The following is a 21,159-nucleotide window of genomic DNA, read 5'->3' on the forward strand; positions in this document are numbered from 1 at the left end:
CAACGCGTAATGACGCCGATTGCGTCTTCAAATACTCTCCCCCGTCCTCTCTCACGCCCCACCCCAGCGTGTATCATGTCACCCTGAACAATACGCGCGTCCGGGCCCATGAACGAAGACATCCTCATCAACATCACTCCGCAGGAAACGCGCGTGGCGCTGGTCCTGCAGGGCGCGGTGCAAGAGCTGCACATCGAGCGCACGCTCACGCGCGGGTTGGCGGGGAACGTTTATCTGGGCAAGGTGGTGCGGGTGCTGCCCGGCATGCAGTCGGCCTTCATCGACATCGGCCTGGAACGCGCCGCCTTCCTGCACGTGGCCGACATCTGGGAAGCCCGCCCCCACGACGGCAGTAACGCCCCGCCGACCCCGATCGAAAAGCTGCTGTTCGACGGCCAGGTGCTCACCGTGCAGGTGATCAAGGACCCGATCGGCACCAAGGGCGCGCGCCTGTCGACCCAGATCTCGATCGCCGGCCGCATGCTGGTGTACCTGCCGCAAGACCACCACATCGGCATCTCGCAAAAGATCGAGAAGGAAGCCGACCGCGAGCAACTGCGCACCAAGCTGCAGAACCTGCTCCCGGCCGACGAAAAAGGCGGCTACATCGTGCGCACCCAGGCCGAGGAAGCCTCGACCGACGATCTGGCCGCCGATGTCGACTACCTGCGCAAGACCTGGGGCGCGATCGTGCAAGGCGCGCGCACCCTGCCCCCGACCACCCTGCTGTACCAGGACCTGAGCCTGGCCCAGCGCGTGCTGCGCGACTTCGTGCATGACGAGACGGCCAGCATCCAGGTCGATTCGCGCGAGAACTTCCTGAAACTGGTCGAGTTCGCCCAGGTCTACACCCCGAGCGTTCTGTCGCGCATGGCGCACTACACCGGCGAACGGCCGCTGTTCGACCTGTACGGCGTGGAAGAAGAAATCCTGCGCGCGCTGGGGCGGCGCGTCGACCTCAAATCCGGCGGCTACCTGATCGTCGACCAGACCGAGGCGATGACCACCATCGACGTCAATACCGGCGGCTACGTAGGCGGACGCAATTTTGCCGACACCATTTTCAAGACCAATCTGGAAGCGGCACATGCCATCGCGCGCCAGCTGCGCCTGCGCAACCTGGGCGGCATCATCATCCTCGACTTCATCGATATGGAGAACAACGAGCACCGCAACCAGGTGCTCGCCGAACTCAAAAAGACCCTGGCGCGCGACCGCACCAAGGTCTCGGTGAGCGGCTTCTCGGCGCTGGGCCTGGTCGAGATGACCCGCAAGCGCACCCGTGAATCGCTGGCCCACATCCTCTGTGAACCGTGCCCGGCCTGCGCCGGCAAGGGGCAGGTCAAGACCAGCCGCACCATCTGCTACGAGATCCTGCGCGAGCTGCTGCGCGAAGCCAAGCAGTTCAACCCGCGCGAATTCCGCATCGTCGCCTCGCAAGAGGTGATCGACCTGTTCCTGGAAGAAGAGTCGCAGCACCTGGCCATGCTGGGCGACTTCATCGGCAAGCGCATTTCGCTGCAGGTGGAAAAAGGCTATCCGCAGGAACAGTACGACGTGATCTTGATGTAAGGCTGCGTTTGTCCACAGTGCCGCCAGTGAAAATCGAACTCAAGATGCGCTCCTGGCACGGCTCCCCATTCGTCCTTTTCTTAAACACAGCGGAATCGTTCCAAGCGGCTCCTGGCGCGAATCGTCATAGGCGCTAACATATGTTGTAGGTCATTGATACTGACCAGAACTCTTCTGCGTTTGATTTTGCTTCATGTCAGAAGCAACTCAACCTTTGCGCCATCCCGCCTCCGGCACTAACGCCTCGGCTCAACATGAGAAATTTCGAGAGGGATTTCCATGGCAATCGATGTTTATCTTCAGTTAGACGGTATCAAAGGCGAATCTGCCGACAGCCAACATGCAGGCTGGATTGAATGCACGATGGCTGACTGGATGATTAGTCAGCCGAGATCGGCTACTAGCTCTACCAGCGGCGGCCACACCGCCGAACGTTGTGAACACTCCAGCTTTGCTCTTCGAAAGCTCACCGATCTCGCGACGCCGATTCTTCTTCAACACTGCGCGATGGGGAAAACCATCCCTTCCGGACGGCTCGAGTTTTTTCGTGCAGACGGATTAGGATCGCGAGTGAAGTATTTCGAGCTTGAACTCACAAACGTCCTGGTTAGCGAGGTTGCACCGGAACTGCAGGAAGGCACCTTCATGTCCGAGCATGTGAGTCTCAAATACTCGAAGGTGAAATGGCGGTACATCAAGCAGAAAGTCGGTGGCGGAACCGCAGGACTCACTGCTGGCGGATGGGATCTTGCTGTCAATCGTATCTGCTAAGCCCGGGAGAACCCATCATGTCAGAGGTATATACGGGCGTGGGCAGCCTGGAAGGTCTGCCAAAAGAAGGTAATGGCGAGTGTGTCACCCTCGTCAAAAATCACACCGCAGTGGGATGGACTGGCAACTGGAGGCAAGGAGAACAGGTTGTCGGTAACAACAACCTTGCGCGAGGGACTGCAATTGCTACTTTCGTCGATGGCAGGTACCCAAACCACTCTCATGGTAATCATGCAGCCTTCTACATGGGGCAGGTATCGGATGGCATTTACGTCATGGACCAGTGGCGCTCAAAGCCGAAAATCGGCAAACGCCTCCTCCGTCGGTTGGGCAAAGACGCACACGGAAGATTTATTAGCCCGTCTAACAATGCAGATGCTTTTTTCGTGATTGAGTGAACATGAAGAACTTTTCGATGGCCGTCGCCATATCCTGCGCATTCGTCGTGTCGATGGATGTACTTGCGGGGCAGACTTTATATGAATGCCCAAAATCCATTCCCGAAACTTCTTTGCAGCTAACTTCACCGAATCAGGATTGGAAATCATTTATCTCCTCGCCGTTATATCTGAGTAGCGCAGCGCCAGCAGACGGCCCTCCAGAGCGCTTGGGGATTCTGCGAGAGGACGACTACACGAAGACGAAAGCGGGCTGGAAGAGGAAATATGCGCTGACTGGTCAATATCCTGAAGGGAAATGGTTGAGGTGTGATTACGGCTCGCTCGGTGAAGTGTCGCTGGCAAAGCGACTTCCTGATGATATCAAGGAATGCACCGTTACTGGCAAGAAGGGCTCCCATGCAGGAGAATCGCTGGTAGAAATTCTGTGCCAGTAAATTAAGAAGATTCTCTACACAGCAAAGCCCCAGTTTCTGGGGCTTTTTATTTTTGACTTCAAGGGCGGCACATGATGAGCGATGATAGTCACGCGACAGTTCTAATTTCCGATCCAGATCCGATTTTATGTGAGTTGATGATGAGTACAACGCGATCAACAGTATCCGCAGCGACAGTGGAAGCGCTAACGCACCGCTGGCAGACTCTATCGCGGCATTTGATGCCGACGCAGCACTCCAGTCTGTTGACGCAACTTCTCGACGCCTGGCGCGAACCGCAGCGCCACTACCATACCCCGCAGCACCTGTCCGAATGCCTGTCCCTGTTCGATGAAGTGCGCGACCGGGCAGCGCACCCGCTCGAAGTCGAACTGGCGCTCTGGCTCCACGACGCCGTCTACGACGTGCGCGCCCACGACAACGAAGAACGCTCGGCGCACTGGGCCGACCAGGCCTTGAGCGACGCCGGCCTGGCGCCGGACAGCGTGCGCCGCATCCACGACCTGATCATGGCCACCTGCCACGCCGCCGCCCCGCACACCCTGCACACCCCGGACGCGCCCCTGCTCATCGACATCGACCTGGCCATCCTCGGCGCCCCCGTCCCCCGCTTCGCCGAATACGAACGCCAGATCCGCGCCGAATACGCCTGGGTGCCGCCGCAGCTGTACGCCGACAAGCGGCGCGCCGTGCTGCGCGGCTTCCTGGAGCGCCCGCGCATCTATGCCACGCCGCTGCTGCACGACCGGCTCGAACTGCGCGCCAGAGCCAATCTGACACGAGCCACGGCAGGGTAATCAGCAAAGCGGGCAACCGCAACGCCCGCCCGCCGCACCGCTCATCAATATTCCCTATCCGATCCATAGAAATAATTTCGGATAGAAAATTCGCTGTGTGTGTGATCCCACAGAGTTGTCCTTTGTTGCCGAGCTATTTTGTTGGGGCTATTTCTTAACCCCACAACCAACGAGGACAAGGATGACCACTCCCATCAACCCCAACGCTGTCGAAGGCGCCGGCTCGATCCTGAGCACCGTCGCCGGCCCGTCCGATGCCAATCCGCCGAGCAGCCTGGGGGTCAGCAACCCGGTCGCCGACCGTCTGCTGGACAAGATCCCGTCCGAACAGGAACTCGCCGCCGACCGCCCCTACAATGCCACCAAGGCCAGCGAATACGGCGAGGCGTCGCGCACCCCGACCGAGGGCGAGCACTTCAAGCCGTCGACCCACGCCGCCACCGGCAGCACCGCCAGCGAAATCATCGCCAATGACAAGGTCGGCGACGGCAACCCGCCGAAGGGCGAGAACCCGACCGTCGACCCGCTCGATCGCGTGCGCGTCGACCCGGCCAAGCGCGTCCTGACCACCAACCAGGGCATTCCAGTCGCCGACAACCAGAATTCGCTGAAGGCCGGCCTGCGCGGTCCGACCCTGCTGGAAGACTTCATCCTGCGCGAAAAGATCATGCACTTCGACCACGAGCGCATCCCGGAACGCGTGGTGCATGCGCGCGGCTCGGCGGCGCACGGCTACTTCGAAGCCTATGACAACTTCAGCAACCTGACGCGCGCGATTCCGTTCTCGAAGAAAGGCAAGCGCACCCCGGTGTTCGTGCGCTTCTCGACCGTGGCCGGCGAGCGCGGTTCGACCGATACCGCGCGCGACGTGCGCGGCTTCGCCGTCAAGTTCTATACCGAGGAAGGCAACTGGGACCTGGTGGGCAACAACATCCCGGTGTTCTTCATCCAGGACCCGATGAAGTTCCCCGACCTGGTGCACGCCGCCAAGCCGGAACCGCACCACGCCATGCCGCAGGCGGCCACCGCCCACGATACCTTCTGGGACTTCGCCTCGCTCTCGCCCGAGATCGCGCACATGCTGATGTGGGTGATGTCCGACCGCGCCATCCCGCGCAGCTACCGCACCATGCAGGGCTTCGGCGTGCACACCTTCCGCCTGGTCAATGCGCAGGGCGAATCGCGCTTCGTCAAGTTCCACTGGACCCCGAAGCAAGGCACCCACTCACTGGTGTGGGACGAGGCGGTGCGCATCTCGGGCGCCGACCCTGACTTCCACCGGCGCGACCTGTGGGAATCGATCGAGGCCGGCAACTTCCCCGAGTACGAACTGGGCCTGCAGATCTTCACCGAAGAACAGGCTGCCAGCTTCCCGTTCGACATCCTCGATGCGACCAAGATCGTGCCGGAAGAACTGGTGCCGCTGACCCCGGTGGGCAAGCTGGTGCTGGACCGCAATCCGGACAACTTCTTCGCCGAGACCGAGCAGGTGGCGTTCTGCACCTCGCACGTGGTGCCGGGCATCGACTTCACCAACGATCCGCTGCTGCAGGGCCGTAACTTCTCCTACCAGGACACGCAATTGACGCGCCTGGGCGGCCCGAACTTCCACGAGATCCCGATCAATTCGCCGATCGTGCAGATCCAGAACAACCAGCGCGACGGCTTCCACCGCCAGGCGATCAACCGCGGCCGCGTCAATTACGAGCCGAATTCGCTGGGCGGCGGCTGCCCGTTCCAGGCCGGCAAGATGGGCTTTACCAGCTTCCCCGAGCGCATGCCGAGCGAAGACAAGGTGCGCGGCAAGCCCGAGCTGTTCGCCGAGCACTATGGCCAGGCGCGCCTGTTCTGGCAGAGCCAGACCCCGGCCGAGCAGAACCACATCGTGAACGCCTTCCGCTTCGAGCTGACCCGTGTTCAGACCCCGGCCGTGCGCCAGCGCATGCTGGCGCTGCTGGCGAATATCAACGAGACCCTGGTGAGCCGCGTGGCGGAAGGCCTGGGCCTGGAGGTGCCGGCACCGCTGCCGCGTGCCAGCGAAGCGCCGGTCCCGGCCTACCCGGATTCGCCGGCGCTGTCGATCCTGAGCCGTCCGGGCGAGACCGGCATCAAGGGCCGCCGTGTGGCGCTCCTGGTCGGCAACGGTGTCGATGGCAAGTCCGTCGGCAAGCTGTACGCCAGCCTGCTCAAGGCCGGCGCGGTGCCGCGCCTGGTCGGCAATATGCTGGGCAAGGTCGCCAGCGTCGATGGCGACAAGCTGGATATCGAGATCTCGGTGGAAGCCGGCCCGTCGGTGATGTATGACGGCGTGATCGTGCCGGACGGCGCGGCCAGCGCCGAAGCGCTGGGACGCAATGCGCTGGTGATCGAGTTCCTGCGCGAGCAGTACCGCCACGGCAAGCCGATCCTGGTGTACGGCGCCGGCTCGACCCTGCTGTCAAAAGCGATGCTCCCGCAGGCGCTGCCGGATGGCGCGGCCGACCCGGGCCAGATCCTGGGCGATCCGGCCAACCTGGAAGCGGCGCTGGACGGCTTTGCCACGGCGCTGGCCGGGCACCGCGTGTATGCGCGCGAGACCGATCCGCCTGCCGTGTAAAACCGCTGACGTAGTCGTGTCCTGTCCCCGTTCGGCGCTGCCGGCGGGGACAATGCATCAAACTGACAACGCCGGTTGTTGCAATTCGCTTCAAACATCCAGAATTTACAAAAATATATTTTTTAGTATCAAATTACTATTGTATGTAGCGTTTTGCTAACGTAATCTTCCTGTCATACAACGGTCATCTTCCTGTCATGTGCCATGTCATCTCCAATGCGATGACAAGCGACGACGCGGTGGATGGCAACAATAACGACAAGGAGAGAACCTCATGCAATCCTACCGCTTCAGCGGCAGCCCGCGCGCCTTCGCCCAGGTCCTGGGCATCATCATCGTCTGCCTGCTGTGCGCCAATGCCATCGGCCTGGTATTTCGCTTCGGCTTCGACCATGACTACGTGATGGGACTGGTGCCCCTGTTCGACGTCGACACCGAAGGCAACATCCCCACTTTCTTCTCGGTCGCCATGGCGCTGTTCAGCGTGGTGCTGTTCACCATCATCGCGCTCGACGCCAGGCACCGTGCCAGCGTCGATACGCGCTACTGGTTCGTGCTGGCCGGCGGCTTCCTGTTCCTGGCCTACGACGAAGCGTTCCAGGTGCACGAAAAGATGACGGTCCCGATGCGCGACATGCTCGGCAAGGAAGACCTGGGCTTCCTGCACTATGCCTGGGTGGTGCCGGCGCTCGGCGCGGTGCTGCTGGCGACGCTGTTCTTCCTGCGCTTTCTGCTGCGCCTGCCGGCCGCCACCCGGCGCCGCCTCTTGGGCGCCGGCGCGCTGTTCCTGGGCGGCTGCATCGGCATGGAACTGATCAACGGCCGCCACTTCGCTGCGCATGGCGACACGCTGTTCTACAACTGCCTGGTCATGATGGAAGAAGGCCTGGAAATGGCGGGCCTGGCGACGCTGATCTACGCACTGGTGAGCCACATCGCCGAGTCGGGCCGCAGGGTGGAATTCGACCTGCAGGCAAGCCGGGCGACGCCGCCGCCGGTGCTGGCAGTCGTGCCGGCCGTGGCGCCGCTCGCGCAAGCCGACGCCGCGGCCGCCGCCGCCCGCTAAGCCGGCCTGGCGCAGACGCCGCGACCTTCAGCGGCGCCGCTTCTTCCAGTTGTAATCGGGGCCGGTCACATCCACGCCGGGGTGGCCGACCACGTCCGGGTGCTCCGAGCACATGGTCACAAAGCGCACTCCTTCGCCGCCGCGCTGGCGCTTGCGCAGCTCCTCCATGAATCCCATCGCCTTGACCATGTCGCTCGTGTCGAAGGCCTGCGCATGCGGTGCGCCAGCTCCTTCTCCATCCAGCTCGGTCCAGTAGACCATGTACATTGCTTGCTCCCTGCTGCGGTTCTGTTTGCGTTGACGCCGATTGTCGCGCCTTTGGCGCCGCGATGGCGCACATACGTTGCGCAAAACAATGATTGAAGCAGATAAGTGCAGTTAAAGCCGGTTGAGTACCAGAAGGACCCGAATTACCCATAGAAAGTAGGACTTGTCCGAAAAATCACTTTTATGTGGTCCACTTCACATTAGCAGCCGCATCAGGCTATTAGGCTGCAACCTGTGTTCATAACGCAGGTACAGCTTTCATGGATATCCATCACGACTCCCAATCCGTCAGCACTTCGGATTCCTCTTCCGACCTCGCACTCTGGGGCGGACTCGAATGCACCGTCAACCGCGTACGCGACAACTACTTCAGCCAGATGGACCGCAACGGCCACGCCGAGCGCCTGCAGGACATCGAACGCTTCGCTTCGCTCGGCATCAAGGCGATCCGTTATCCGGTGCTCTGGGAGCGCACCGCACCCGACGGCGTCGACCGGGCCGACTGGTCCTGGCCCGACGAACGCCTGCCGGCCCTGCGCGCGCTGGGCGTCAACCCGATCGTCGGCCTGGTCCACCACGGCAGCGGCCCGCGTCACACCAGCCTGATCGACCCCAACTTCCCCGACCTGCTGGCCGAGTACGCCGGCGCGGTGGCGGCGCGCTATCCCTGGGTCGAGTACTACACCCCGGTCAACGAGATCTGCACCACGGCGCGCTTCTCGGGCCTGAACGGCGTCTGGTACCCGCACGGCGGCGATGAAGCGACCTTCATCCGCGCCCTGCTCACCCAGTGCAAGGCCACGGTGCTGTCGATGCGCGCCATCCGCGCCGTCAACCCGGACGCCAAGCTGGTGCAGACCGACGACCTGTCCAAGACCTACGGCACGCCCGAGATGGAAGAGATCACCGGCTTCTTCAACGAGCGCCGCTGGCTGGCCTGGGACCTGCTGTGCGGGATGGTCGACGATGGCCACAAGCTGTGGAACTACCTGCTCGAATCCGGCGCTACTGAGGACGAACTGCGCTGGTTCCGCGAGAACCCCTGCCCGCCCGACGTGATGGGCGTGAACTACTACATCACCAGCGAACGCTGGCTCGACCATCGTCCGGAACGCTATCCGGAAACCCACCGCCACGTGTACCGCGGCGCGCCGCACGCCGACATCGAAGCGCCGCGCGCGCTGGCCACGCCGACGCCCGGCATCGGGCCGCTACTGATGGAAACCTGGGAACGCTACGGCCTGCCGATCGCGATCACCGAAGCCCACATCGACGCCAACCGCGAAGACCAGCTGCGCTGGCTAGTCGAGATTTGGAATGCGGCGCTCAAGGCGCGCCAGCAAGGCGCCGACGTGCGCGCCGTCACGGTCTGGGCGCTGCTCGGCTCCTTCGACTGGAACTGCCTGGTGACCGAATGCCGCGGCTACTACGAGCCGGGCCCGTTCGACGTGCGCGGCGCGACCTTTGGCAATGCACCGCGCCCGACCGCGGTGGCGACCCTGATGCGCGAGCTGGCCAGCAAGCGGCCGCTGTCCAATCCCGTGCTGCAGGGCGAAGGCTGGTGGCGCCGTCCCGGACGCTTCCTGTGCAAACCGGTGGCGACCCGCCTGGCGGTGGCCGACATCGCCGTACGCAGCCAGTTCAAGTCGACCCACGTGCAGCCGATCCTGATCAGCGGCGCCAACGGCACCCTCGGCTCGGCCTTCAAGCGCATCTGCGAGAAGCGCAACCTGGCCTGCCATGTGCTGACGCGCCAGGAGATGGACATCACCGATCCGGCCTCGGTCGAAGCGGCGATCGTGCGCTTCAAGCCATGGGCGATCATCAATGCCGGCGGCTACGTGCGGGTCGACGAGGCCGAGGGCGACGAAGAGCGCTGCATGCGCGAGAACACGCTGGGCCCGACGGTGCTGGCGCTGGCCTGCATCCGCCACGGCCTGCGCTTCATGACCTTCTCGACCGACCTGGTGTTCGACGGCGCCAAAGACCGGCCGTACCTGGAATCGGACCCGGTCAATCCGCTCGGCGCCTACGGCCGCAGCAAGTTCGAGGCCGAGCAGCGCGTGCTGGAAGCCGACCCGCAGGCGCTGGTGATCCGCACCAGCTCCTTCTTCGGGCCGTGGGACCAGCACAACTTCGTGACCCAGGCGCTGAACGCGCTGGATATCGGCCTGCCGTTCCAGGCCGCCGGCGACGTCACCGTTTCGCCGACCTACGTGCCGGATCTGGTCAACGTCTCGCTCGACCTGTTGATCGACCGCGAGCGCGGTATCTGGCACCTGGCCAATGCCGACGCGGTGAGCTGGGCCGAACTGGCGCGCCGGGCCTGCGTGGCGGCCGGGGTGTCGAGCGAGCGGCTGGAGGAAGTATCTTCCGCGTCGTGCGGCTATACGGCGCAGCGGCCGGCGTACAGCGCGCTGGGCAGCGAACGGGCGATGCTGCTGCCGCCGCTGGACGATGCGCTCAAGCGTTATGTGGTGGCGGTGCAGGAACGGGCCAACGAGGTCGGGACCGGGCAGCCGGGAGAGGCGGCGCATTACGCCAGCTGATGGGTTGACGACAGCTTGTCTGTGATTGCCGCGCATGCCGTCAGGCTGCGCGGCTTTTTTGTGCGTGGGTACGCGGGATGCCAGCGTAAAAATCTTTTGTTAGCTTACGAACGTCATCCCCGCGAAGGCGGGGATCCAAGTTCGTCGCATAGCCACTTTGTTCTGCGCTGTTGGCGGAACAAGCAAACTTGGATCCCCGCCTTCGCGGGGATGACGTGCAGAAGGAGCGGGCAATAACGCCGTTATTTGCTCTCGGCCGCGAACTGCAGGCGGTACAGGTTGGCATACATCCCGCCCTGCGCCAGCAGCTCGTCATGCGTGCCCTGCTCCATCACCTGTCCCGCTTCCATCACCACGATGCGGTCGGCACGCTCGATGGTCGACAGCCGGTGCGCGATCACGATCGTGGTGCGGCCAGCCATCAGGGTGTCCAGTGCCGCCTGCACCGCGCGTTCGCTTTCGTTGTCCAGCGCCGACGTGGCTTCGTCCAGGATCAAGAGCGGCGCGTCCTTGTAGATGGCGCGCGCGATCGCCACGCGCTGGCGCTGGCCGCCCGACAGGCGCGAGCCGTTTTCGCCGATGCGGGTGTCGATGCCGTCCGGCAGGCGCGCCACCACGTCCGTCAGGTGCGCGGCCTTGACCGCGGCGCCCAGGCGCTCGTAGTCGATCTTTTCCATGCCATAGGCGATGTTCGCCGCCAGTGTGTCGTCGAACAGCACCACGTTCTGGCTCACCATCGCCAGCTGGCCGCGCAGGCTGGCCAAGGCGATGTCGTGGTACGGCACGCCGTCGAGCAGCAGGCGCCCGCCTTCCGGATCGTAGAAGCGCGTCACCAGATTCACGAACGTCGACTTGCCGCCGCCCGACACGCCCACCAGCGCCACCGTCTGCCCCGGCTGCACGTCGAGCGAGACGTTGTTGAGCGCCAGCGCCGCTGCATTCGGATAGCGGAACGTCACGTTCTCGAGCACCAGGTGGCCGCGTGCGCGGCCCAGGTCGCGCGTACCGGTGTCCTGCTCTGGCTCGGCGTCCGTGAGGCCGAACACGGTTTCGGCGGCGGCGATTCCGCGCTGCATCGGGCCATTCACCTCGGCCAGCGATTTCAGTGGCGTGAGCAGCATCAGCATCATGGTCACGAACTGGGTGAATTCGCCGACCGTCATGTCGGCCTGGATCGCCAGCACGATCACGAGCGACAGCGCGAGCGAGGTGGCGATCTGGGTCACCGGCGTGGTCGCGGCGAATGCCACCGTCATGCGCTGCGAGAAGCCGCGCAGCGCTTCGCTGCGCTGGTGAAAGCGCCGGCGTTCGTAGGTTTCGCCCGAGAACACGCGGATCACCTGGTGGCCGCGCGCGGCTTCCTCGACCACGCCGGTCATCTCGGCGGTGACGCGCTGGCTTTCGCGGTTCAGGTTGCGCAGCCGCTTGGTGGTGGTGCGCACGATGACGGCGGTGAGCGGCACCACGATGATCGCGACCAGGGTCAGTTTCCAGTTCAGGTACAGCAAGGTGCCGAGCAGGCCGATCACCACCAGCACGTCGCGCACGCAGGCCACGAACACCGACTGGATCATGTCCACTACCTGGCGCACGTCGTTGACCACGGTGTTGATGATCTTGCCGGTGGATTCGTCCTGGTAGCGCGCCACCGGCAGGCGCAGCACGCGCTCGAAGGCCATCGCGCGCAGGTCGTTCAGCACGCGCGACAACACCCAGTTGTTGAAGTAGGCGGTGGCAAAGGTGCCGATGCCGCGCAGGACGAAGATCGAGACCAGGATCAGCGGAATCCACCACAGGCTGAAGTCGACCTGCTCCTCGAAGCCTTTATCGAGCAGCAGCTGCAGCGCCTTGCCCAGCAGCGGCTGGGTGGCGGCGGTGAGCGCCATCGCCAGCAGCGCCATCCAGGCACGCGACTGGTACGGTTTGATGATCGCCAGCAGGCGTTTGACGATGACGTTGGTTTCCACGTTCTTGCCTTCGTTGGTTCAGTTCCGCGCCCACGCGCGCAGGCGCGCGGCGACTTGTTGCGGCGTGATCGATGCCATGCAGGTGCAGGTCGCCGTGTCCTTGCAGCCGGCGCACGGCTGGTCGGCGCAGAGTACTTCGGCGCGCGTGCCGAGCGGACCCCAGCGGCCCGGGTCGAGCGGTTTGATCGGCGGGAACAGCCCCAGCGTGCGCGTACCCACTGCGGCCGACAGGTGCAGCGGCCCGGTGCTGCTGGCCACCAGGCCGTCACAGGCGCCGATCAGGGCCAGCAGGCCGTCCAGATCCAGCTTGCCGCACACGTTTTCCACGTTCGGCAACGCCAGCAAGTCCGGCGCCTGCTGCGCGATCAAGCTGCCTTCGGCCGCGCTGCCGGTGACGAACAGGCGAATCTGCGGGTCCGTCGAGAGCTCGCGCGCCAGCGCCGTGAAGTGGTCGAGCGGCCATTCGCGTCCGCTGCCGTTCGACTTTGGATGCAGGATGAAGTGGCGCGTGCCGGCCTGCAGCAGCGCGTCGACCGCCGGCCGGCGCGGCGCTTCGAGCCCGTACAGGGCCGGCATCTCGTCCAGCTGCGGCACGTGCTCGATGCCCAGGGGTTTGAGCAGCAAGAAGTTCAGCTGCGCTTCGTGCAGGTTCGACTTCACGCGGCTGAAATGGGCCAGGCGGTTGCAGGTGAACCAGTGGTACAGGCGGTGGCTGGTGCCGACCCGCTGCGGCACGCGCGCGCGCTTCGCGGCCTTGGCCAGGCGGCGGTCGGGGAAGGCGAAGATCACCGCGTCGTAGCGCTCCTGTTCGAAGAAATCGGCCGGCTCGCCCGCTTCTTCGATCGTGATCACGCGGTCGAGAAAGCGCGAATGGCGCATCGCCGGCGCCACGTAGGCGCGGCACAGCAGGTCGATGCGCGCCTGCGGGAAGCGCGATTTCAGGTAGCCGGCCAGCGGCAGCGTCAGGACGACGTCGCCGATATTATCGGTGCGGCAGATCAGGATGCGGTCAGGTGGTCGCATGGCGTTCGTGCGAGGAAATGGAGGTGGCTGCCGCCGGCGTCTTCGCCGCCAGACAGAAGCCGGTCAGGATGCAGATCGTGGTGGCGTAGAAGGCCTTGGTCAGCATCAGCCAGAACATCACGTCGGTCAGGCCGAACACGATGAAGCAGATCACCAGCAGCAGCCCGGCCAGCGCCGGCCCGGCAGCAGCCGGCGGTCCGTGGCGCAGGGTGCGCATGAAGAAGGCGAACGGCGCGCCGTAGATCAGCAGCAGGAAGCTCAGGTCGAGCAGGCCGCCGGTGGCCAGGGTGTTGAGCACGTCGTTGTGCGGGGTGCTGTAGATCAGGGCCAGCGACTTCTGCAGCCGCCCTTCGCGCTCGAGCGCCTGCAATTCGTCGTGGAATTCGTCCCGGCCGACGCCGACCAGGGGATGCTCGGCGATCATCATCGCCGACGCCTTCCACAGTTCGAGGCGGATGCCGACATTGGTGCTGGCGTCGTTCAGGCTGTGATAGCGCTCGATGTCGGACACCGCTTCGCCCATGCGGCCGGCCACGCCGGTCTGCGGCACCAGGTAGGCGCCGACGCAGGCAGCCAGTACCAGGCCGACCGTGACCCGGATCGTCTTGCCGTGCATGTGGCTGCCGTACTTGAGCATCGGCCACAGCGCCACCAGCAGGCCCAGCCAGGCGCCGCGCGAACCGGAGAACAGCGACGCCAGCGCGCCGCACAGCAGCCCGACCAGCGGCAGCCAGGAAAAACGCGTGTTGCGCAAGTCGTTCAGGGCGCAGAACGACATCACGCCCATCGCCACCGCGATGTCGCCGAAGCTGATCGCATGGTGGGTGGCGCCGACCGCGCGGTCTTCGCCCAGCACGAACCACTGGTAGCCGCCGATCAGGGCGGCGCCGATGGTGCCAATGCACAGGCCGATCCAGAACATGCGGATATTCGGGCGCAGCATGCCGACGAAGCCGATGCAGCCGAGCGCGAAGAGGAGCCGCGATGGCCCGTCCAGTGTGCCGGCGGAATCGCGGAACCAGAGCATGCGCAGCACGGTCAACAAAAAATAACCGCCGAAGGCCAGCGCGATCCAGCGGATCTCGCGCGCATGCGCGGCATAGAACGACGCCAGGCCGCGCCGTACCAGAAAGGCGAGCGACAGCAGCACGATCAGGAGCGTCAGGTGCACGCCGAAGCTGGTGGTCAGTACCGATGCGGGGAACAGCAGCATGAGCCAATCCGCCGCCTTGCCGCTGCGGTTGCCGACGCGCGCGGGCGTTTCCGTCGTTATTGTTTCTGTCATTAATTGAGCCAACCGCGCGTGCCGCGTGTCGAGAAGTCAGGATTATAGTCGATGGTCCGCAAGCGCCGCGGGTGCGCCGGAGCCGGCGTGCGATATGCGACGGGACTGCGTTCGCAGGTGCGGGAAGCGGGCCTGGCAGGACGAGATGTCGCGCCGCCAGCACAGGGCGGCGCTGAGCCCGCGCCCGTGGCTCGGGTGGGGAAGATTCAGGGAAGGCGATATGCGGCGCGCTCACCTCGGTGAGCGCGCCGCGAACGGCAGGTCAAGCCGTGATGAAGTCGGCGGCAACCGCCTGGGCGACGCCCACGACCTGCACCGGCGCCGGATCCTGCGGCAGCGGCACGCCGGCCCAGGGAATGAATTCCATGCCGTCCGAGGTGCTGGCCAGAACCTGGGCCTTGTTTTCCACGCTGTCGCTGAACTCGAGCATGATCTGCTCACGGCTCGAATCGTCGACCCGGGTCAGCCAGTAGGCGAAGCCGTCGGCGTCCGGCGCGCGGTTCAGGACGTTCTGGTACAGGCGTTCGAGGAACACCACGTCGCTCGGATTCTCGCCGTATTTCTGGTCGAATTCGGGCTGCCAGGTGAACTCGTGGGCAATCTGCTGCATCGAGGTGCCGTTATCCAGACGATCCATCCAGTAGCCCAGGCCGAATGCCTCGGGATCGCGGCCGAGCGCGGCGCGGTAGAGACGGAAGATCGAGGCCGCGCCTTCATCGATGGCCTGCCAGCCGTCGTTGAACTGCAAGCGCTCGACGTCGTACAGACCGGTGACATTGCCATCCTGGCCGGTGATCGCGTAGCCCCAGCTATCCTTGGCGATCGTGTAGTCTTCGCGGGTGCCGTCGAAGACGGCGATGTCGATGCCCTTGCCGCCGCTGACGGCATAGCCGCCGGCACCCATCGTGAAGGTGTCGGCGCCGTCGGTGCCGATCCGGTCCATGGCGCTGTCCACCGTCAGCTGGACTTCGCGCGTGCCGCTGGTCGCATTGCCTGCGCCATCGACCGATGCGGCAAACACGGTGTAGGTGCCGTCGGGCAGAGGCTTGGAGTTGAGTTGCCAGGTGCCGTCGGCACGCACTTCCGCCGTGCCGACCTGAATGAAGTCGCCGTCGCGATACAGCTCGATCTTGGTGCCGGCTTCACCGGTGCCGTAAAACACCGGCTTGTTGCTGCCTTCGCTCAGTGCCACCCGCACGGTCGGCGCTGACGGCGCGATCGAGTCGATGTTGAATTTCACGACATTGCTCGCCGCCGAGACGTTGCCGGCTTCGTCGATCACCAGCGCGGTGGCGCTGTAGCCGAGACCGTCGGCCAAAACCGCTGGCGACTTGGCGTTCCACATGCCGTTCTCATCGGTCTTGACGGTGGCCACCAGGCGGCCGTCGATGAAGACCTGGACCGTCGAATTCAACTCTGCCGAACCATAAATCGTCGGCACGTTGCCACGCACATAGTCCTTGGCGTTCAGCGTCATGCCCACCACGGCCGGGGCCGGCGCAGTGACGTCGAACAGGCTGGCGCGTTCCACGCTCATGTCGGCGAATTGCAGTTGTTCGATGTTGTACAGGGTCGTGGTGCCTTCCGCCGCGTTCGACACCGTCAAGCCGCCGTTGGCCAGGTTACCGAATGCATAGGTGCTGCGAATGCCGTTGAATACTGCCGTATCCCGGCCTGCTCCTCCGTCGATCATGTCGTTTCCTCCATTGCCTTGTAAAGTATCGTTGTATTCGGTTCCGATCAGGGTATCCGCCTTGCCGGTGCCAGTGATGTAGCGTCCGCCAGTGCCGTTGATGCCGAGTTCGCCGCGCAGGCCGTCGCCGCCGTACAACCAGTTCAGCGCGGCGATGTCGTACGGGCGCAGCGCGCTGTACGGGCCGCCGCTGTGGGTATAGGACATCAGGGTATTGGCGGTATTGTCCTCGGCGGCGCTCAGCACGATTTGCTGCGCTTCGCCGTTCGCTTCGTAGAACGGATGCTTCAGGCCCAGTGCATGGCCCAGTTCGTGCAGCAGCGTTTCATAGCCGTCGCCGCCCGGCGTCAGGTCGCGCGTCATGCTGCGGAATTCGGCGTTATCCAGGTACACATAGGCATTCGCGCTATAGCTGCTCAGGGTATCGCCATACATGCCGTAGTTCGCGCGCCAGCTGGCCAGGCCGATGGTGTTGTAGCCTTCGATATCGATATTGGCCAGGTGGAGCTGTGCTGCCGTGCCGTTCTGGGTTTCCTGGAATTCGATGCCCGTGATTTGCTGCAGATAGTCGAACGCAGTGCGCGTCCATGCCTGCTGGGACAGCGAAAACATTTCCTGCCCGCTCACACCGTCCTCGTTGCCCGAGGCCGTGGAAAAGGTGTAATACAGGATGTTCCCGTAAGGATTGGTCAAATAATTCCAATCCGGCCCTTTGTCCAGCAAAGCGTCGATATGATTCAGGCCCGAGAGCGGGGTGATGGTGATGTCGGAAACGGTTGCCATTGCTGAAAAAGAGACTTGCCGAGGGGAAAATGGTTTGAATAAATCGCTAATGAACAAGTATTTCTTGCTCGACAGTTCTAGTCAAATGCGATTTTCAATCGTGCGCACCTCTTGCCACCCCATCAAGGCTTGGACGCAACAGTTCGTGAGAATGTTATCTGGATGGCTAGATAATTCAGCATCGGTGGATGCTTGCTACATCCAGCCGCACTCTGTTGTAGAGGTGCGACATTACGCCGCAGCGAAGCTGCGGCAAGACCAATATTGCATCGGTCGTTCCTGGCGCGGCCGTGCCGGCCGCGCCGCGTGGATCAGTACTCGACCGCCACGTCTTTCGCGCCCAGCGTCAGCTCCAGGGCCTGCTTGAGCGTATCGGACGGCGCCACGCGCCACTCGTCGCCCAGCTGCATGATGTAAGGGATGCCGTTGGTCTCCAGACGCAGGCTGACCGGCATGCCGTCGTGCACGCGGTACGGCTGCAGCACCTCGGCGATCTTCGCCGGGCTGACCGTGGTCGCCAGATCCATCTCCAGCTTGTGGCCGTACTGGATGCGCGAGCTGGCCAGGTCGAACACCTTCTCGGCCGTGATGCGCAGGCCGCCATTAAAGCGGTCTTCGGACACCTTGCCGACCACCAGCAAAAATTCGTCTTCCTTGAACGCGTTCTTGTTGGCCTCGGCCACCTCGCTGTACACGGTCACTTCGACCACGCCGGTCTTGTCGTCCAGCGCCACGATCAGGATCTTGCCGCGCTGGGTCATCTGGGTGCGCACGCCGGTGATCACCCCGCACAGCATGCGCGGGTCGCGCGACGGCTCCAGGTCCTTCAGCTTGGTCTTGGCGAAGCGCCGCACCTCGGCCGCGTACGAGTCGAACATATGGCCCGACAGGTAGTAGCCGAGCGCGATCTTCTCTTCCGACAGCTTCTGGCGGTCGGTCCACGGCGTCGCCTTGACGTACTCGGGCGGCGCCACCAGGTCGGAATCGTCGCCGCCGAACAGGCTGACCTGGTTCGCCGCGGCCGCCGCCTGGCCCGCCGCTTCCATCGCGAAGCCGACCGAGGCCAGCAAAATCGCGCGGTCGACGCCGAAGGCGTCCATCGCACCGGCGCGGATCAGGGATTCGATGGTGCGGCGGTTGATCTGCTTGCGGTCCACCCGCTTGCAGAAGTCGAACAGGTCCTTGAACTTGCCGCCCTCCGCGCGCGCGGCGATGATCGCCTCGATCGCACCCTGCCCCGCGCCTTTCACGCCGCCCAGGCCGTAGCGGATCTGGCTCACCTGCTTGCCGGTCTTCGAGCGCGGCTCGCCTTCCGGGGTGAAGCGGAACTGCGATTCATTCACATCGGGCGGCAGGATCACGAGCTTACATATTTCTTTTGCATCCTCGACCAGGATCTTGATCTTCTCGGTGTCTTCCATCGCCAGCGACATGTTGGCTGCCATGAACGCGGCGGTATGGTGCACCTTCAGGTAGGCGGTGTGGTACGACAGCAGCGCATACGCGGCCGCGTGCGACTTGTTGAAGCCGTAGCCCGCGAACTTTTCCATCAGGTCGAAGATCTCGTCGGCCTTCTCGGTCGACAGGCCGTCCTTGGCGGCGCCGGCGCGGAAGATCTCGCGGTGCTCGGCCATCTCTTCGGCCTTCTTCTTGCCCATCGCGCGGCGCAGCATGTCGGCGCCGCCCAGCGAGTAGCCGCCGACGATCTGCGCCATCTGCATCACCTGCTCCTGATAGACCATGATGCCGTAGGTCTCGGACAGGATCGACTCGGTGCGCGGATCGGGATAGTCGAATTTTTCCCCGTGCTTGCGCTTGCAGAAGTCGGGGATCAGGTCCATCGGGCCCGGACGGTACAGCGCGACCAGTGCGATGATGTCCTCGAAGCGGTCGGGACGCGCGTCCTTGAGCATGCCCTGCATGCCGCGCGACTCCAGCTGGAAGATCGCGACGGTCTTGGCATCCGACAGCAGCTTGTACGACGGCCGGTCGTCCAGCGGCAGCGTCTCCAGGTTGAAGCCGGCGTCCTGCGGGTCGAGCGCGCGGATGTAGTTGACGGCGCGGTCGAGAATCGTCAGCGTGGTCAGGCCCAAAAAGTCGAACTTGACCAGGCCCACGGCCTCCACGTCGTCCTTGTCGTACTGCGACACCACGCCGGCGTCGCCGCCCTGGGTGTACAGCGGGCAGAAGTCGGTCAGTTTGCCCGGCGCGATCAGCACGCCGCCGGCGTGCATGCCGATGCCGCGCGTGATGCCTTCGACCTGCTGCGCCAGGTCGAGCAGCTGCTTCACTTCCTCCTCGTTCTCGAGGCGTTCTTTCAGCAGCGGTTCTTCCTCGATCGCCTCGGCGATCGACACCGGTTTGCCCGGCTTGAACGGAATCAGCTTGGAGATGCCGTCGCAGAAGTTGTAGCCGAAATCGAGCACGCGGCCGACGTCGCGGATCGCGCCCTTGGCCGCCATGGTGCCGAAGGTGGCGATCTGCGACACCGCGTCGCGCCCGTACAGGTCTTTCACGTGCTGGATGACGAGTTCGCGCTTTTCCTGGCAAAAGTCGATGTCGAAGTCGGGCATCGAAACGCGTTCAGGATTCAGGAAGCGTTCGAACAGCAGGTTGTATTTCAGCGGATCGAGGTCGGTGATTTTCAGCGCGTACGCCACCAGCGAGCCCGCACCCGAGCCGCGGCCCGGGCCGATCGGCACGCCGTTGTTCTTGCCCCACTGGATGAACTCCGCCACGATCAGGAAGTAGCCCGGGAACTTCATCTTGATGATGGTGTTGTTCTCGAATTCCAGCCGCGCCTCGTAGCGCGGGCGCTCGGCTTCACGCTTGGCCGGGTCCGGGAACAGCTGCACCAGGCGCTCTTCCAGGCCCTTCTTGGTCTCGGCCACCAGGAACTCGTCGATCGTCATGCCCGGGGTCGGGAAGTTCGGCAGCTGCGGTTTGCCCAGCGTGAGGGTGACGTTGCAGCGCTTGGCGATTTCGACCGAGTTGGCCAGCGCGCCCGGCAGATCGTGGAACAGCTGCGCCATCTCGTCCTGCGACTTGAAGCACATGTTCTCGTTGAAGCGGCGCACGCGCTTGGCGTTGGCCAGCATCTCGCCTTCGGCGATACAGACGCGCGCTTCGTGGGCGATGAATTCGTGCTTTTCCAGGAACTGCACCGGGTGCGTCGCCACCACCGGCAGCCCGAGGCGGCCGGCCAGCGCCACCGAGTGGCGCACCTGCTGCTCCTGGTTCGGCTGGCCGGCGCGCTGGATCTCGATGTAGAAGTGGCCCGGGAAGATGCGCGCCCAGCGCTCGGCATTGGCTTCGGCTTTCGCCAGGTCGCCGTTCTCGATCGCCTGGCCGACGTCGCCGAAGTGGGCGCCCGAGAGCACGATCAGGGCGTTGGCCTGCGGCTCGTCCGGGTGCAGGGTCGAGACCGAGGTGGCAAGGGCTTCGAGCCACTCGGCGCGCAGCTCGGCGCGGCCCTTGTACTGGTTGGTGAGCCAGGCGCGCGCCAGCAGGTCGCACAGCTGCAGGTAGCCGGTGTGGTTCTTGGCCAGGATCAGCAGGCGATGCGGCTTGTCGCGGTTGTCGTCGTTGGTGATCCAGGCATCGACCCCGACGATCGGCTTGATGCCCTTGCCGCGCGCCGCTTTATAGAAGCGCACCAGGCAGAAGGTGTTGGCCAGGTCGGTCACGGCCAGCGCCGGCTGGTTGTCCTTGACCGCCGCCTTGACCAGGTCGTCGATGCGGACCAGGCCGTCGACGATGGAGTATTCGGAGTGGACGCGCAGGTGGGTGAAAGTCGGGGAAGTCATCCCGTCATTTTACCTCGGCAGGCGTGCCGGCGGAGATCGGACCCGCAGCGCCGCGACGGCGCGCCCGAGGCGATACGCGGCGATAAGCGGCAAGATAGTTGCAGTTTCACAACGGTTAGGCGGCGATGCGTTGACGTCTATAATGCCGC

The 21,159-nt window shown here is 63.9% G+C and carries 14 protein-coding genes; 8 read left to right on the forward strand and 6 right to left on the reverse strand.

Annotated features, from left to right (window positions below):
• Window positions 1–108: 108 nt before the first annotated feature.
• From rng to RTQ83_RS14420, 7 genes are all read left to right on the forward strand, one after another.
• Complete coding sequence (rng, locus tag RTQ83_RS14390) at window positions 109–1,572, forward strand: ribonuclease G (RefSeq protein ID WP_312515863.1); 1,464 nt, start codon at window positions 109–111, stop codon at window positions 1,570–1,572.
• 279 nt (window positions 1,573–1,851) lie between these two features.
• Window positions 1,852–2,343 carry a type VI secretion system tube protein Hcp gene (locus RTQ83_RS14395; RefSeq protein WP_312515866.1) on the forward strand — a complete coding sequence of 164 codons (492 nt, stop codon included), beginning with the start codon at window positions 1,852–1,854 and terminating at the stop codon, window positions 2,341–2,343.
• A 17-nt stretch (window positions 2,344–2,360) separates the two neighbouring features.
• Window positions 2,361–2,741, forward strand: a complete 381-nt coding sequence (locus RTQ83_RS14400; protein WP_312515869.1) for a BPSL0067 family protein — start codon at window positions 2,361–2,363, stop codon at window positions 2,739–2,741.
• Window positions 2,742–2,743: 2 nt separating this feature from the next.
• Window positions 2,744–3,178: an STY0301 family protein gene (locus tag RTQ83_RS14405; protein WP_312515872.1), complete on the forward strand. Its 435-nt coding sequence runs from the start codon at window positions 2,744–2,746 to the stop codon at window positions 3,176–3,178.
• A gap of 140 nt (window positions 3,179–3,318) precedes the next feature.
• Window positions 3,319–3,975 (forward strand): N-methyl-D-aspartate receptor NMDAR2C subunit, encoded by a 657-nt coding sequence (locus RTQ83_RS14410; RefSeq protein WP_409456116.1) that lies wholly within the window; start codon window positions 3,319–3,321, stop codon window positions 3,973–3,975.
• Between the two features lie 181 nt (window positions 3,976–4,156).
• The gene (locus RTQ83_RS14415; RefSeq protein WP_312515878.1) at window positions 4,157–6,571 is read left to right on the forward strand and encodes a catalase; all 2,415 of its coding nucleotides are present in this window, start codon (window positions 4,157–4,159) and stop codon (window positions 6,569–6,571) included.
• Between the two features lie 274 nt (window positions 6,572–6,845).
• Window positions 6,846–7,637: a hypothetical protein gene (locus RTQ83_RS14420; protein ID WP_312515880.1), complete on the forward strand. Its 792-nt coding sequence runs from the start codon at window positions 6,846–6,848 to the stop codon at window positions 7,635–7,637.
• 27 nt (window positions 7,638–7,664) lie between these two features.
• Here RTQ83_RS14420 and RTQ83_RS14425 read toward each other — a convergent pair whose 3' ends face one another.
• Window positions 7,665–7,904 carry a hypothetical protein gene (locus RTQ83_RS14425; RefSeq protein ID WP_312515883.1) on the reverse strand — a complete coding sequence of 80 codons (240 nt, stop codon included), beginning with the start codon at window positions 7,902–7,904 and terminating at the stop codon, window positions 7,665–7,667.
• A 260-nt stretch (window positions 7,905–8,164) separates the two neighbouring features.
• Here RTQ83_RS14425 and RTQ83_RS14430 point away from each other — a divergent pair, with 260 nt between their 5' ends.
• Entirely contained in the window at window positions 8,165–10,453 is a 2,289-nt protein-coding gene (locus RTQ83_RS14430; RefSeq protein WP_312515886.1) for a family 1 glycosylhydrolase, read from the forward strand.
• Between the two features lie 242 nt (window positions 10,454–10,695).
• Here RTQ83_RS14430 and msbA read toward each other — a convergent pair whose 3' ends face one another.
• The 5 genes from msbA to dnaE form a co-directional block, all read right to left on the reverse strand.
• Window positions 10,696–12,420 carry a lipid A export permease/ATP-binding protein MsbA gene (gene msbA / locus RTQ83_RS14435; protein WP_312515889.1) on the reverse strand — a complete coding sequence of 575 codons (1,725 nt, stop codon included), beginning with the start codon at window positions 12,418–12,420 and terminating at the stop codon, window positions 10,696–10,698.
• A gap of 18 nt (window positions 12,421–12,438) precedes the next feature.
• A complete protein-coding gene (locus RTQ83_RS14440; protein WP_312515892.1) occupies window positions 12,439–13,443 on the reverse strand; it encodes a glycosyltransferase family 9 protein in 1,005 nt (334 codons plus the stop codon).
• Window positions 13,430–14,656: an O-antigen ligase family protein gene (locus tag RTQ83_RS14445; RefSeq protein ID WP_312515895.1), complete on the reverse strand. Its 1,227-nt coding sequence runs from the start codon at window positions 14,654–14,656 to the stop codon at window positions 13,430–13,432. The genes RTQ83_RS14440 and RTQ83_RS14445 overlap by 14 nt, the downstream gene beginning before the upstream one ends.
• Window positions 14,657–14,990: 334 nt before the next feature.
• Complete coding sequence (locus tag RTQ83_RS14450) at window positions 14,991–17,204, reverse strand: DUF4214 domain-containing protein (RefSeq protein WP_312515901.1); 2,214 nt, start codon at window positions 17,202–17,204, stop codon at window positions 14,991–14,993.
• A gap of 311 nt (window positions 17,205–17,515) precedes the next feature.
• The gene (gene dnaE, locus RTQ83_RS14455) at window positions 17,516–21,010 is read right to left on the reverse strand and encodes a DNA polymerase III subunit alpha (RefSeq protein ID WP_312515904.1); all 3,495 of its coding nucleotides are present in this window, start codon (window positions 21,008–21,010) and stop codon (window positions 17,516–17,518) included.
• Window positions 21,011–21,159 lie beyond the last annotated feature (149 nt).

The organism is Massilia sp. (assembly GCF_031995545.1).
Classification (GTDB): Bacteria; Pseudomonadota; Gammaproteobacteria; order Burkholderiales; family Burkholderiaceae_D; genus Telluria.